The 15,000-nt window shown below is 59.8% G+C and carries 10 protein-coding genes and 2 rRNA genes (2 of these 12 only partly in view); 5 read left to right on the top strand and 7 right to left on the bottom strand.

From position 1 onward, the window contains the following. The 3 genes from YH3_RS04540 to YH3_RS04550 all read left to right on the top strand — a co-directional run. Positions 1–3,118, top strand: a 23S ribosomal RNA gene (locus YH3_RS04540); it begins 16 nt to the left of the window's first position. Positions 3,119–3,271: 153 nt separating this feature from the next. After that, positions 3,272–3,388 (top strand): 5S ribosomal RNA (gene rrf / locus YH3_RS04545). A 403-nt stretch (positions 3,389–3,791) separates the two neighbouring features. Then, positions 3,792–5,216, top strand: coding sequence for an aldehyde dehydrogenase family protein (locus YH3_RS04550; RefSeq protein WP_007732506.1), 1,425 nt, complete (start codon positions 3,792–3,794; stop codon positions 5,214–5,216). 63 nt (positions 5,217–5,279) lie between these two features. Here the strand turns inward: YH3_RS04550 and YH3_RS04555 are convergent, their stop codons facing one another. From YH3_RS04555 to YH3_RS04585, 7 genes are read right to left on the bottom strand one after another with little or no spacing between them, the layout of a single operon-like run. Next, positions 5,280–6,041 carry an HpcH/HpaI aldolase/citrate lyase family protein gene (locus YH3_RS04555; RefSeq protein WP_007732505.1) on the bottom strand — a complete coding sequence of 254 codons (762 nt, stop codon included), beginning with the start codon at positions 6,039–6,041 and terminating at the stop codon, positions 5,280–5,282. 34 nt (positions 6,042–6,075) lie between these two features. Further along, entirely contained in the window at positions 6,076–7,035 is a 960-nt protein-coding gene (locus tag YH3_RS04560) for an aldo/keto reductase (protein ID WP_003941424.1), read from the bottom strand. After that, a complete protein-coding gene (locus tag YH3_RS04565) occupies positions 7,035–7,901 on the bottom strand; it encodes an ATP-binding cassette domain-containing protein (protein WP_007732503.1) in 867 nt (288 codons plus the stop codon). The genes YH3_RS04560 and YH3_RS04565 overlap by 1 nt, the downstream gene beginning before the upstream one ends. Further along, positions 7,898–8,731 (bottom strand): ABC transporter ATP-binding protein, encoded by an 834-nt coding sequence (locus tag YH3_RS04570; RefSeq protein ID WP_007732500.1) that lies wholly within the window; start codon positions 8,729–8,731, stop codon positions 7,898–7,900. The genes YH3_RS04565 and YH3_RS04570 overlap by 4 nt, the downstream gene beginning before the upstream one ends. 3 nt (positions 8,732–8,734) lie before the next feature. Further along, a complete protein-coding gene (locus YH3_RS04575) occupies positions 8,735–9,682 on the bottom strand; it encodes an ABC transporter permease (RefSeq protein WP_007732498.1) in 948 nt (315 codons plus the stop codon). Next, the gene (locus tag YH3_RS04580) at positions 9,682–10,686 is read right to left on the bottom strand and encodes an ABC transporter permease (RefSeq protein ID WP_082920529.1); all 1,005 of its coding nucleotides are present in this window, start codon (positions 10,684–10,686) and stop codon (positions 9,682–9,684) included. The genes YH3_RS04575 and YH3_RS04580 overlap by 1 nt, the downstream gene beginning before the upstream one ends. A gap of 4 nt (positions 10,687–10,690) precedes the next feature. Then, positions 10,691–12,268: an ABC transporter substrate-binding protein gene (locus tag YH3_RS04585; protein ID WP_007732494.1), complete on the bottom strand. Its 1,578-nt coding sequence runs from the start codon at positions 12,266–12,268 to the stop codon at positions 10,691–10,693. A 212-nt stretch (positions 12,269–12,480) separates the two neighbouring features. On the opposite strand from YH3_RS04585, the gene pdxA reads away from it, so the two are divergent. Together pdxA and YH3_RS04600 are read left to right on the top strand one after the other, a co-directional pair. Continuing rightward, positions 12,481–14,733 carry a 4-hydroxythreonine-4-phosphate dehydrogenase PdxA gene (gene pdxA / locus YH3_RS04595; protein WP_007732489.1) on the top strand — a complete coding sequence of 751 codons (2,253 nt, stop codon included), beginning with the start codon at positions 12,481–12,483 and terminating at the stop codon, positions 14,731–14,733. A 27-nt stretch (positions 14,734–14,760) separates the two neighbouring features. Next, positions 14,761–15,000, top strand: partial view of a DeoR/GlpR family DNA-binding transcription regulator gene (locus YH3_RS04600; RefSeq protein ID WP_003941419.1) — the 5' end (the start) only. The gene runs 528 nt beyond the window's last position; 240 of the gene's 768 nt are visible here — the first part of the coding sequence; its start codon is at positions 14,761–14,763; the stop codon falls past the right edge of the window.

Raw genomic sequence — 15,000 nt, forward strand, 5'->3', positions numbered from 1 at the left:
GCGTACGGTGGATGCCTTGGCACCAGGAGCCGATGAAGGACGTAGGAGGCTGCGATAAGCCTCGGGGAGCTGTCAACCGAGCTGTGATCCGAGGATGTCCGAATGGGGAAACCCAGCACGAGTGATGTCGTGTTACCCGCGCCTGAATATATAGGGCGTGTGGAGGGAACGTGGGGAAGTGAAACATCTCAGTACCCACAGGAAGAGAAAACAACCGTGATTCCGTGAGTAGTGGCGAGCGAAAGCGGAAGAGGCTAAACCATGGGTGTGTGATAGCCGGCAGGTGTTGCATTCGTGGGGTTGTGGGGTTCATTTTGTCAATACTGCCGTGTTGGCCAACAGTAAGAAATCACAGGGTTAGTGGAAGTGGTCTGGAACGGCCTGTCGTAGAGGGTGAGAATCCCGTACACGAAAACTTTGTGACTGTTGTAATGGAAACCCAAGTAGCACCGGGCCCGTGAAATCTGGTGTGAATCTGTCGGGACCACCCGATAAGCCTGAATACTCCCTGGTGACCGATAGCGGACTAGTACCGTGAGGGAAAGGTGAAAAGTACCCCGGGAGGGGAGTGAAATAGTACCTGAAACCGTGCGCTTACAATCCGTCAGAGCCTTCGAGCAGTTTACTGCTGGGGGTGATGGCGTGCCTTTTGAAGAATGAGCCTGCGAGTTAGTGGCATGTCGCGAGGTTAACCCGTGTGGGGTAGCCGTAGCGAAAGCGAGTCCGAATAGGGCGAGTCAGTGGCATGCTCTAGACCCGAAGCGGAGTGATCTACCCATGGCCAGGTTGAAGCGACGGTAAGACGTCGTGGAGGACCGAACCCACTTAGGTTGAAAACTGAGGGGATGAGTTGTGGGTAGGGGTGAAAGGCCAATCAAACTCCGTGATAGCTGGTTCTCCCCGAAATGCATTTAGGTGCAGCGTCGCGTGTTTCTCACCGGAGGTAGAGCTACTGGATGGTCTAGGGGGCCCACAAGCTTACCGAAATCAGCCAAACTCCGAATGCCGGTGAGTGAGAGCGCGGCAGTGAGACTGCGGGCGATAAGGTTCGTAGTCGAGAGGGAAACAGCCCAGATCGCCAGCTAAGGTCCCTAAGCGTGTACTAAGTGGAAAAGGATGTGGGGTCGCGAAGACAACCAGGAGGTTGGCTTAGAAGCAGCCACCCTTGAAAGAGTGCGTAATAGCTCACTGGTCAAGTGATCCTGCGCCGACAATGTAGCGGGGCTCAAGTACACCACCGAAGCTGCGGCATTCACGCAATAGCCCCCAGTTGATCCAAGGATTTTCTGGCAGGTGTGTGGATGGGTAGGGGAGCGTCGTGTGGCCATGGAAGCGGCAGGGTGACCTAGCCGTGGAGGCCACACGAGTGAGAATGCAGGCATGAGTAGCGAAAGACGAGTGAGAAACTCGTCCGCCGAATGACCAAGGGTTCCTGGGCCAGGTTAATCCGCCCAGGGTGAGTCGGGACCTAAGACGAGGCCGACAGGCGTAGCCGATGGACAACGGGTTGATATTCCCGTACCCGTGTGAACGCGCCCATGGTGAATCAGTGATACTAACCATCCTGAAGCCACGAGAAGACCTTCGGGTCTCGAGTTGGTGGATGCATGGGACCTGATCTGGTAGTAGCCAAGCGATGGGGTGACGCAGGAAGGTAGCTGAGCCAGTCAGTGGTAATACTGGTGTAAGCGTGTAGGGCGTGACCTAGGCAAATCCGGGTCGCACATAGCCTGAGACGTGATGCGTAGCCGATTGAGGCGAATTCAGTGATCCTATGCTGCCGAGAAAAGCCTCTAGCGAGCTTTCACACGGCCCGTACCCCAAACCGACACAGGTGGTCAGGTAGAGAATACTAAGGCGATCGAGATAACTATGGTTAAGGAACTCGGCAAAATGCCCCCGTAACTTCGGGAGAAGGGGGGCCCTGTCTGGTGACGACATTTACTGTCTGAGCTGGGTGGGGCCGCAGAGACCAGTGAGAAGCGACTGTTTACTAAAAACACAGGTCCGTGCGAAGTCGTAAGACGATGTATACGGACTGACGCCTGCCCGGTGCTGGAAGGTTAAGAGGACCGGTTAGTTCCTTCGGGAGCGAAGCTGAGAATTTAAGCCCCAGTAAACGGCGGTGGTAACTATAACCATCCTAAGGTAGCGAAATTCCTTGTCGGGTAAGTTCCGACCTGCACGAATGGCGTAACGACTTCTCAGCTGTCTCAACCGTAGACTCGGCGAAATTGCATTACGAGTAAAGATGCTCGTTACGCGCGGCAGGACGAAAAGACCCCGGGACCTTCACTACAGCTTGGTATTGGTGTTCGGTTCGGTTTGTGTAGGATAGGTGGGAGACTGTGAAACGGTGACGCCAGTTATCGTGGAGTCGTTGTTGAAATACCACTCTGATCGAATTGGACCTCTAACCTCGGACCATGATCTGGTTCAGGGACAGTGCCTGGTGGGTAGTTTAACTGGGGCGGTTGCCTCCCAAAATGTAACGGAGGCGCCCAAAGGTTCCCTCAGCCTGGTTGGCAATCAGGTGTCGAGTGCAAGTGCACAAGGGAGCTTGACTGTGAGACTGACAGGTCGAGCAGGGACGAAAGTCGGGACTAGTGATCCGGCACCGGCAAGTGGAAGCGGTGTCGCTCAACGGATAAAAGGTACCCCGGGGATAACAGGCTGATCTTCCCCAAGAGTCCATATCGACGGGATGGTTTGGCACCTCGATGTCGGCTCGTCGCATCCTGGGGCTGGAGTAGGTCCCAAGGGTTGGGCTGTTCGCCCATTAAAGCGGCACGCGAGCTGGGTTTAGAACGTCGTGAGACAGTTCGGTCTCTATCCGCCGCGCGCGTTAGAAACTTGAGGAAGGCTGTCCCTAGTACGAGAGGACCGGGACGGACGAACCTCTGGTGTGCCAGTTGTTCCGCCAGGAGCACCGCTGGTTAGCTACGTTCGGAAGGGATAACCGCTGAAAGCATCTAAGCGGGAAGCCTGTTCCAAGATGAGGTTTCTCACCCCCTCGAGGGGGTAAGGCCCCCGGCAGACCACCGGGTTGATAGGCCAGAACTGGAAGTGCAGTAATGCATGCAGGTGACTGGTACTAATAGGCCGAGGACTTACCACAAAGAAGCTACGCGTCCACTGTGCGGTATCTGAAACAACACACAGATACTGATGAGAAACCCTGTTTTCTCCATCCCCCAACACCAGAAACTGGTGTTGACGGGTGGTGAAACCAGGTGATCAGAAGAAGGTTACTGTGACAGTTTCATAGAGTTACGGCGGTCATAGCGAAGGGGAAACGCCCGGTCCCATTCCGAACCCGGAAGCTAAGCCCTTCAGCGCCGATGGTACTGCACTCGACAGGGTGTGGGAGAGTAGGACACCGCCGAACACACATTAGAGAAGCCCCCCAACCAGTGATGGTTGGGGGGCTTTCTCGTACCCAAAACACCCCGAAACATCCCGTCGCCGGCACCCCCCGGATCGAGTGAACGGTACGTTCGTCGCCTCAGATCGACCGAACGTACCGTTCACACCATCAGGGGCGGGCACGCCGCCGACTCACCACCCCGTCCGGGATCGAGTGAACGGCACGCTCACCCTCTTGGGCGAGGGGAACGGTACGTTCACGCGATCCGCGAAAAGCGTGCGCGCACCACAGGTCTCGTCAGTCGAAGGTCAATCTCGACACCAACCTGCCACGGAACCCGTCGAGCGTGGCTAGGCTCGGAAGAGGTGCCCCGTGTGATCGGGCCCACCTCACCTGTGCACGCGTGATGACTACGGAGGCTTCGATGACCGATATTCTCGACCGCACCAAAATCTATGTTGATGGCGCCTGGATCGAATCCACTGGCAGCGGTCGGATCGACGTTCTCAATCCGGCTACCGAAGAGCTGATAGGAACTGTCGCCGAGGGCACCGTCGAAGATGTCGATGCGGCTGCGAAGGCAGCGCGAAAGGCTTTCCCCGCTTGGTCTGCACTATCCGGGGGCGAGCGCGCTGAATATCTTTCCAAGGCTGCGGCGATAATTGCCGAACGCACCGATGATCTTGCGGCGCTGGTTTCGCAGGATATGGGAATGCCGATCGGATTCGCGAAGCCCGTGCAAATCGGAATGCCGCTCGCGAATTTGAATGCATTTGCCGAATTGGCTCGCACTTATGATTTCGACGCTCACGAGGTCGGGAATTCGCTGATTGTTCGCGAACCTGCGGGTGTTGTCGGCGCTATCACTCCCTGGAACTTCCCGCTCCACCAAGTTGTCTTGAAGGTTGGCGGTGCGCTCGCGGCGGGCTGCACCGTGGTTCTCAAGCCCACCGAGGTTGCGCCACTCATCACGTACGCTCTCGCTGACATCTTCGACGAAATTGGTTTGCCTGCAGGTGTATTCAACCTGGTAAGTGGCTACGGCCCGGTAGTGGGTGAAGCCATCGCCGGCCACCCGGAAGTCGACATGGTCTCCTTCACCGGGTCGACTCGGGCAGGCAAGCGAGTGGCCATCGTCGCCGCGGACACCATCAAGAAGGTCTCGCTCGAGCTGGGTGGCAAGTCGGCGAACGTCATTCTCGACGACGCCGATCTCGAAAAGGCTGTCACGGACGGCGTCGCAAAGTGCTTCATCAACTCGGGCCAGACCTGTTCGGCGCTGACGCGTATGTTGGTTCCCGCGGAGAAGGTGGATGAGGCAGCGGCAATTGCTGCTGCGGTCGCCGCTCATTTCCCGGTAGGTGATCCGACTCAGCCGACTTCGGTGCTTGGTCCTCTGGTGAACGCGAATCAGCTGGGACGCGTTCGCGGATACATCGAGAAGGGTGTGTCGGAAGGTGCCACCGCGGTTGTCGACGGTCGCGAAACCGGTCTGGCCAGTGGATATTTCGTCGGTCCGACGGTGTTCGCGAACGTGACCGAAGACATGACCATTGCGCGCGAGGAGATCTTCGGACCGGTCCTCTCGATCATGGGCTACAAAGACGAGGCCGACGCAGTGCGGATCGCTAACGGCACCGAGTACGGACTGGCCGGTGGCGTTTGGTCAGGTGACCCCGATCGCGCGGATCGCGTCGCACGGCAACTGCGTGCCGGGCAGGTCGAGGTGAACGGCGGCGCCTTCAACACGAATGCTCCGTTCGGTGGGTACAAGCAGTCGGGCGTCGGGCGCGAGGCCGGCACGTTCGGGCTCGAAGAGTTCCTCGAGATCAAGGCGATTCAGAGATAGTTTGTTCGAGAATGGCGATGCTCCCGTACCAAGTGCGGGAGCATCGCCATTTTTGTACCCGGATCAGGACTTGGCGGCATCCAAATGCTGAGCCGAGATGTTCGCCAGATGTGTCAGGTCCGAGGCCACGGTCGCGAACGTGTAGCCCTCCCCGAGCCGTTGTGCCGCAACCTGACCGGAAGGTGTGTGGATTCCCGCAGCGACTCCGCTGACGGCGGCAGCTTCGCGCACCCTGGTGAGCGCTGATTCGAATTCCTCGGCGACGTCCGGATCGTTGGAGTGCTTACCTCCGACGGCGATTCGTAGGTCGGACGGCCCGACGTACACGCCGTCCAATCCGGGCACTGCGCAGATCTCTTCGACGTTCGCCAGACCCTGTGGGGTCTCGATCATCGCAAATACAACGGTGTCGCGGTTCGCGTCGGCGGGAACGGGGCCGATACGGAGTTGCGAGCGCATGGGTCCGTAGGAGCGGATGCCGAAAGGCGGATACTTGGCGGCTGCCACGGCGGCCGCTGCCTCTTCGGCGTTGTTGATCAGCGGAACGATGACGCCCACAGCGCCCGCGTCGAGTGCACGGCCGATGGGTGTCGGATTGTTTGCCTCGACGCGCACCATCCCGACGGTGGACGGTGACGAGTCGATGGCGGTGAGCCCGGCGACCATCCCCGAATAGCCGATCAGGCCGTGCTGCATGTCGAGGGCAATGTAGTCCCAGCCGACGTGCGCGATCCATTCGGTCGAGATCGGGCTGTCGATGACGGACCAATATCCGAGTATGCGTTCGCGTCCTCGGATGCGTGCGGCGAATTCCTGTGCTGACATAGTGAAGAACTCTTCCTGATGAAGGTCGGGTGTTTCAGCGGTTGTAGTTGGGCATGGGGCCTCGTAGGGCAGCACCGACGAGATCACACTCTTCGACGGTCGAGGCGTCGAGTGGACCTCGCCCGATGGCCGCGATATTGGATTCGAGGTGCGTTACTTTGGATCCTCCGAGGAGCAGCGATCCGGCGACGGGCTTGCTGACCAGCCAGCGCAACGCAAGCTCGGTCAGGGAGATGCCCGACTGCTCTGCGATTGCCGTCAGTTGAGCGATCGCGTCGAATATCTGTGTGTTCCAGTATCGCTCCTTGTACATCGACGCAAGACGTGAGTCGCCGAATCGGCCGTCGGCGGGACTTTCCTCGAAGGTGTGGCGCCCCGTGAGCAGGCCCCCACCGAGTGGGTTGTAGACCATGGTGGTCAGTCCGGTCACGTCCGCGAATTCTGCGTATTCTTCTTCGATGCGACGCGCGAGCAAGTTGTAGAGCTGCTGTGCGACGATCGGTCGGGGAGCTCCGACTGTGTCTGCGGTGTAGTTGATTTCACTGATTTGCCACGCTGCGAAGTTGGATACGCCGAGTGTGCGGATCTTGCCCTCGGCAACCAGTTCCGCGACGGTGGTGAGAGTTTCGGTCAGCGTGACGGTTCGGTCCGGCTGATGGAGATAGAACAGGTCGACGTAGTCCGTGTCGAGTCTGCGCAGGCTTCCTTCGACGCTTGCTCGGAGCCCCTCTGTCGAGAGTGGGCTGTTGTCGCCGGCATCGGGATGCGGCATTCCCGCTTTGGTGGCCAGAGTGACGGAATCGCGTCGGCCGTGGAGCAGCTTTGCCAGCATGCGCTCGGACTCGCCGCCCGCATAGCCGTTGGCCGTGTCGATGTGAGAGATACCGGCGCCTAGTGCTGCGTCGAGCATCGATCCGGCGCCCGATATGTCGACCGTGTCTCCGAATGTCATGGTGCCGAGCACCAGTTTCGGAAGCTCGAGTGGGGCGGTCATCAGGCAACTCCTCGTGATTCGGTCTGCTTGGCTAGCAAGTTCTTGGACAGGGCTGCCACCACGTGGCGTGGTTTGATGCCGACCATGGTGGTGGGATCGAGAGCAGCGCCTCGTAGTGCGCGGGTGTACGGCTCGCGCGGACTGGCGAGAACTGTGTCTGTGGAACCGGATTCGACGATGGTTCCTTTCGACATCACGACTACGGTCTCGCTGATTTCTCGGACGACGCCCAAGTTGTGTGAGATGAAAACGTACGTCAGACCGGTATCGGCCTGAATTTCACGTAGGAGCTCGAGTACCTGCGCTTGCACCGACACGTCGAGAGCGCTGGTCGCTTCGTCGCAGACCAGGATCTCGGGTCCGCTGGCAAGTGCACGAGCAATTCCGATGCGCTGACGTTGGCCTCCTGAGAACTCCGCCGGACGCCGGTGTAGTGCCGAGCTGGGCAAGCCAACGCGATCGACGAGTTCTGCTGCTGCCTTTGCACGTTCAGACTTGCTCCGAACACCTTTGAGGCGCAGTGGTTCTCCGATGATGTCCTCGGCAGTCAGATGAGGGTCGAGCGATCCGTACGGATCTTGGAACACCATTTGAACGCGAGAGCGGTAGGGGCGCAGCGACTTCTCCGACATCTGCGCGATGTCATTGCCGTCGACGAGAATGCGTCCACTGGTCGGTGTGAGGAGTCGGACGATCGATCGAGCGATGGTCGACTTGCCACATCCGGATTCGCCGACGATGGCCAAGGTCTTGCCCTTTTCCACCGAGAAGCTCACAGCATCCACGGCTCGGAAAACTCCGTCGGGAACCGGATACTCGACCACGAGATCTTCGACGGCGAGAAGTGGCGTTTCGTGGCGGGTCATGCCGAGGCTCCGATCTGTGTTGAACGGGCGGGGTCGCCGTCCCAAGGCCCCAGTTGAGGTATGGCGTCGAGAAGCTTTTGTGTGTAGGCGCTTTGCGGTGAGTCGACGAGAACGTCGGCACTACCGGTCTCGACAAAACGTCCGTCCTTCATCACGTAGATGCGATCGGAGACCAACCGCGCAACTCCGAGATCGTGAGTGATGACCAGCATTCCGATGCCGGTGCGCTCCTGCAACTCGAGCAATAGATCCAGAATCCCGGCCTGAACGGTTACGTCCAGTGCGCTGGTGGGTTCGTCGGCCACGATCAGTTCGGGGCCGGCAGCAAGAGCGCCGGCGATCAGGACGCGCTGCAACATTCCACCCGACAGTTGATGCGGGTACTTGTCGAGTTGCTGATCCGGATACGGAATGCGTACCTGCTCGAGCAGTTGCACTGCCCGCTCGATTTGTTGCTTCTTCGCGGTCACACCGCTGTGGCGCACTGCTTCTCGAAGTTGGCTACCGATGGTGTGGACGGGACTCAGAGCCGTCATCGGGTCCTGGGGGATGAGCGCGATGTGTTTTCCGCGAATATCGTTCAGGATCTTCGTGTTTCCGAGAATGTCCTGACCCTTGAACACGGCTTTCCCGGAAAGAACCGCAAGATCGTCCGGAAGCAGTCCGAGAATCCCCATGGCTGTCGTCGACTTTCCGGAGCCGGATTCACCGATGATGGTGACGGTTTCACCGGCGTCGATGCAGAAGGACACGCCGTCGACGGCTCGGATGACGCCGTTCGCCGTGACAAGTTCGATCTGGAGATCGTCGACCCGTAGTAGATTTCCCATGTCTCACGCCTTCGCTTTCTGGGCGCTGCCACGCCCGAACAGGCTTGCGCCCAGTCGTTTCGAACCTGCAGGACGATCGCGCAGACCATCGCCGAGTAGGTTCACTCCGACGACCAGCAGCACGATCATCAGACCGGTCAACGTGACGATCCACCATGACGTGGTGATGTAGTCCTGGCCGTCGGCGATGATTCGTCCCCAGGTAGCGAATGGACGTTGCGGTCCGGCGCCGAGGTAGCTCAACGAACTTTCCAGCAGTACGGCCTGCGCGAGCAGCAGCAGGACGACGAGCGATGCCTGCTTGACGATGTTGGGAATGACGTGACGAAGCAGGATGGCCATGCGGGTAAGTCCGAGGACTCGAGCTGCAGCTACGTAAGGCTTTTCGCGTTCGACGAGTACCAATGAGCGAGTCAACCGTGCGACTTCGGGCCACTGTGCGATCGCGATGACAAACGTGATGACGGGAATGGACGGGCCGAACAGCGCAACAACGAGAAGCAGCATCATCAGCAAAGGCAGAGAAAGCTGTGCTTCGAGTAGGCGGGAGATCACGGTGTCGACCCAACCACCGAAGTACCCCGCGGCGGATCCGGCGACGATGCCGATGACGCCGGAGACGATCACGGCGAGAATACCGATCGTCAGAGACACCTGGCCGCCGTGCAGGATCCGTGAGAGCAGATCTCGTCCCAACTGATCGGTGCCGAACAGATGGCCGTCGGTGAGGGGCGGTAGCCGTCGACTGCTCAGGTTGGTCTGGTTCGGATCTGCAAGGGGGAGTAGTCCCGCCAATGCAACAGGAAGAATCACCAGGAGCGCGCAGATCGAGCCGGTCCAGATCTTGACTCGGCTGTCTCGCTTACGGCGCGTGGCTCCGGCGCGTGCGAAGTCTGCCTCGGTGACCGCGCTGGCGCGTGGAGTTGTTGGAGGTTCCAAGACGGTAGTCATCAGTTGGCGCCCTTTCCGAGTCGCACGCGTGGATCCAGGAGGGGGTAGAGGAGGTCCACTGCCAGTTGCACGAGCACGGCGAGAACCGCGGTGACAAGCACGGTGGCCTGGATGAGCGGGTAGTCGCGAGTCTCGAGTGCGCGGACCACCAGCGAGCCGACACCAGGCCAGGCGAACACGACCTCGACCACCACGACGCCGTTCAGCATTCCGGCGAATCTGGTGCCCAGCGCGGTGACGATCGGAATCGCCGAATTACGCATCGCATATCGCCAGGTGAGTTCGCGTTCCGATACTCCGCGAGAGCGTGCGACCGTGATGTACGGAGAAGCGAAGGCCGAGACCATTTCGCGTCGAACCATCCGGGAGATCAACGCGATCTGAAGGATGGCGATGGTGACGGTAGGCAGGATCAACGACGGCCATGTGGTGAAACCGGCTGCCGGGAGTACTGGGATCAAGACCGCGAAGATCGTCACCAGCATCAGGCCGCTCCAGAACTCCGGCATGGACTGCCCGCCGACGGCTACGACGTTCGCACCGAGTTCACGTCTGGTGTCCGCGTGACGGGCCATCCACACGCCCAGCGGAATCGAGAGCACGGCGGTCAACAGAATGGAGCTGACGGCAAGGGTGATGGTGTACGGGAGACGGCCGAGGACAACGTCCATGGCCGGCGCCTGGAACGAGTACGACGTGCCGAGATTCAGGTGGACGAGGTCCCACAGGTAGATCAGGTATTCGGAGAACACCGACTTGTCCAAGCCCATGTCAGCACGGATCTGTGCGAGATCCTCGGTGCTGGCCAGCGGTCCGGCCAAGGCGTAGGCAGGATCGCCGGGTGCCATTCGGATCAGGACGAACACTGTTGTGAGCGTGAGGAAGATCGTCAAGGCACTCTGTGCCAGACGTTTGAGCACGTATTTGACGGTCGGGTTGATCCTTGTGCGTCGACGCGGAGAGATTCCGAGAGCGGTTTGCGGTTTCGGAGCGGTGAGAGTCATCGCCTCAGGCCTCCAATCGGACGGCGCCGAGGTCGTAGGAGTTGATCGGGGTCAGTGAAACATTTTGTACACGAGTGCGTTTCGCAAGGAGTGCGTTGGGTACGAAGCTCCACAGGCAAGGCCAGGTGTTCCAGATGTCTTGTTGTGCGGCGTCGAGTAGAGCGGCGCGCTTGGTCGGGTCTGGTTCACTGGATGCGGCTTGGATCTTCGCGGTGATTTCGGGGAAGACGTACCCGTGATAGGTGTCGCGAGTTGCTTCCTTCTCCGCTGTGCCGGCGTACATCCCCTGCAACGTGGTCAGTGCAAGTCCGGTCTGGTTGCCGTAGCCGTTGCCCAGCACATCCCAGTCGCCGGTCTTGCCCTGGCGCCAGGACGAGATGTCACCGCCCGGTTCGAACTGCTGGAGTTTGACGCGTACTCCCACGGCCTTCATCATTTCGAGTACCGATTCCATCACCGAGACGTCGTTGGTGAACTCTCCGGTTTCCCAGATGAAGGTGAGTTCGAGGTCGTCGGCGCCTTCGGCCTCGAGCATTTGCCGCGCTTTCCGTGGATCATATTGGTAAGTGCCAGTTTTCACGGCTCCGTCCAAGGTCGACGGTGCGGGGCCGGTGGCCGGGACTGCGGAACCGATCAGCACGTCCCGAGCGAGTGACTCACCGTCGATGGCATACGTGAGAGCTTCTCGGACACGCGGATTGGACAGTGGGTGATCGGCGGGCTTGCGGAAGTTGAAGAACAGTTGGTTGATGCGTGTGCTCGGTACTGTGTCCACCTGGACACCAGGCAGATCGGCGAGTTGTTCGGCGGAATCGGGACTGATCGAGTCGATGACGTCGACCTCGCCGCTCCGAAGCGCGACGACGCGGCCGGCCTCTTCGGGAATGAAGCGGACCTGAACACGACGAACGCCGGGGGCCGGGCCCCAGTAGTTGTCATTGGCGACAAGTGTGTAATCGCCGGTGCCCCGGTTCGATTCGCTGACGACGAACGGTCCCGACCCGATTCCGCTCTGCAGTTCGTTGGGTTCGTTGGCAGCGGCCGGGGTGATCAAGATGTTGGACATGAGCGAGTCCAGAACCGGCACCGGGGAATTCGTCCGAAGGATGAAGGTGCGATCGTCGATGGGGACGACCGTCGGCCACTCGGGGAACTGCGGTGCGACAAACGATCCGCTGACCTGCTGGTACATCTGCATTGCCGTCGTGACGTCGTCGATCAGCACAGGTGTGCCGTCGGAGTAACGGATGCCCTCGCGGAGTCGAACCGTCCACTCGGTCGGGCCGGTCGATTCGAACCTGTCAGCGAGAACGAGTTGCGGTGTCAGATTGTCGCCGATCCGGGTGAGACCTTGTCTGACGCCACGTTGAGCCGTGACTGCTGCGTCGAATTGATTGAGTTTGTTGTCGAGGCTGACGAGCGAGCGGTTGAGCCCGAGCACCAGGGTGTCCTGTGTCGGTTTCCCGGTAGGGCCGGCGCACGCGGCAGTCGTGCCCAGAAGCGTTGCGCCACCGATCAGCCCGGTGAACTGCAGAAAGGATCGCCGGGAGAGCTGTGGTGTTCGCAAACGAGTATTGGTCATCGGTGACCTTTCGATCCTGACGGGGCAGCGTGGGGGCGACGCTCCGAGCGGACTGTTGGTGAACAATCGCGTCGGGCTCTCGCTTGTAACTCAGCTCACAATGGCACTGTTGCGCACTTCGCGCAAGTCCCGTAACTTCGATTGCGTACTTCGCGCATCGGTTGCGATGCTGTGCATACTCGATTCAGACCGAAAGGGGGTCGAGGAATTCGATGAAACCACTGGTAATCATCGCTGATGATCTTTCCGGAGCAGCGGAGTCGGCCGCAGGATTTCTGCTCCGCAGTTCGGGCATATCGCTTCGGCTCGGCCCAGATGCGCCCGACGGATCAGGAGTGACGGTTTTCGATCTGCACTCACGGCGATCCGACCCCGCCAGAGCCTCTCGGGACGTGAGATCAGTTCTGCAATCGTCTGACGGCTCCGAGATCGTCAAGAAGATCGATTCCCTGCTCAGGGGCAACATAGCAGCGGAGGTTGGAGAACTCTCCCGCGACGGATCTCCGGTCATCGTCGCCGCCGGACTGCCCAGACAAGGGCGCACGGTGCAAGACGGCGTGGTGTTGGTCGATGGGGTTGCGTTGCACTCCACTGACCTGTGGCGCGCGGAGTCGAAGCCGACTCCTCGGTCGATTGCAGAGGCGCTCGGCCCGTCGGCAATCACTTCTGGCGTATCGCTGGATGACATTCGCTCCGGGCGTTTGAGCCAGGTTCTTGCGTCGATCTCAGAAGCCGGGTCGGTGGCGATCTGCGACGTCGAGACCGAGAGTGATCTGGAACTGATTGTGGCTGCAGCACAGGAGGTTCGGGGTTCTCGATTGGTAGGAACCTCGGCGCTCGCGATGGCAGTGGCACGACGAAGAACCGTGCAGTCACCCGTCGCGTGCCCATCTCTTCGTGTTTCTCGATTTACCTTGGTCGTCGTGGGGACGGCGGATGCGTCTGCCGGGGACCAAGTGGCATTGCTTCGGGATTCAGGGGCGCACCATATCGAAGTGAACAGTGCTGAGCTGCTGGCGCATTCGGTCGATCCGCTTCCGATTCTGAACGCACTGGATCGCGGAAACGTCGTGGTTTCGGTAAGTGGACCTGTCGTGCCTGCAGAATCCGTCCACCTCGTTTCGGCTCTCGCCGATCTGATCGCTGCCGTCGATGCAGGATTCTCCCACGACGATTACCCGATCGACCTGGTACTTACCGGTGGCGAAACCGCGCGCAGCGTTCTCGACCGCCTGCGGGTCGACACGCTGTCACCGATTTACGAAATCGAACACGGCGCCGTACTTTCCGTCGATCGAACCGGACGGTACATCGTCACGCGGCCAGGCAGTTTCGGGAATGCACACAGTCTTTTCTCCATAACGAAGTTTCTCGCGCAACCCACCCCGGTCGCCGCTCCGGACAGTCCGCCTTCAGTTACTCCTTCAGACAACGAGGTCAATCCCATGTCAATCGAATCCACTCCACTGCCGCTGATTGCTGTCACGATGGGCGACGGCGCCGGCGTCGGACCGGAAGTGATCGTCCCCGCACTCCTCGACGGTGAAACGAGAAAGCGTTGCCGCCCTGTTGTTGTCGGCGACGCGAAGCGTTTGCGATTGGCTGCCACGGTGCTCGGAATCGACGTCGACGTGGTCGCGATCGAGGAGATCAAGGATGCTGAATTCATCGATGGACGGATCAACGTCATCGACCTGGACTTGCTACCCGAGGATCTCGCCTGGGGTGAACTGTCGGCAGTCGCGGGGGATGCGGCCTATCAATATATCCGCGTCGCAAGCGAACTCGCCGTACGCGGTGAAGTCCAGTCGATCTGCACGGCGCCGCTGAACAAGGAAGCGCTGCATGCGGCAGGACACATCTATCCCGGACACACGGAATTGCTTGCGCACCTGACCGGTACCGAGGAGGTGTCGATGATGTTGTCGACCCCCAAGCTCAAGGTGATTCACGTGACCACTCACATCGGACTGCTCGATGCAGTTGCCAGGATCGAGCCCGGCCTGGTCGAGAGGACCATTCGTCGAGGTCACGAAGCTTTGGTGCGCACGGGCAATCCATCTCCGAAAATCGGCGTGTGCGGGATCAACCCGCATGCGGGGGAGAACGGGCTTTTCGGGTACGGAGAGGAAGAGCAGAAGATCATTCCCGCCGTCGAACTCTTGAAGGCAGAAGGAATCGACGTCCACGGCCCACTGCCGGCGGACACGGCATTCTTCCTCGCTGGACGTGGGGACTACGACTTGATCGTTGCGATGTACCACGATCAGGGGCACGGCCCGGTCAAGGTTCTCGGGATCGAGGCCGGCGTCAACATCACCGTCGGGTTACCTGTCATCCGTACCTCCGTCGATCACGGAACCGCTTTCGATATTGCAGGTAAGGGCATCGCCGAGGCCGGTAGTATGGTCGAAGCGCTGCGGCAGGCGGCCGAATTGGCAACCAGCACATTCGTTTCCAAGTAAGAACCACGGTTTGTAGGGGGAGGAGCGATGGCCATCCGGGAGTCGGAGGCGAGGCGGTCGGAGATTGCGAGGCTCGCTCGCACCAGCGGTCTGGCCAGTGTCGAGGATCTGTCTGCCCAATTCGGGGTGACTGCATCCACGATTCGTCGCGACCTGAGTCAGTTGACTGCCCAGGGAGTAATTGCTCGAACGTACGGCGGGGCGATTGCTCTCAACCCTCATCCGGAATCCTCCTTGCGTCAACGCGCAATGGAGGGATTCGACGCC

The sequence above is a fragment of the Rhodococcus sp. YH3-3 genome, from assembly GCF_001653035.1.
Taxonomy (GTDB): Bacteria; Actinomycetota; Actinomycetes; order Mycobacteriales; family Mycobacteriaceae; genus Rhodococcus_F; species Rhodococcus_F qingshengii.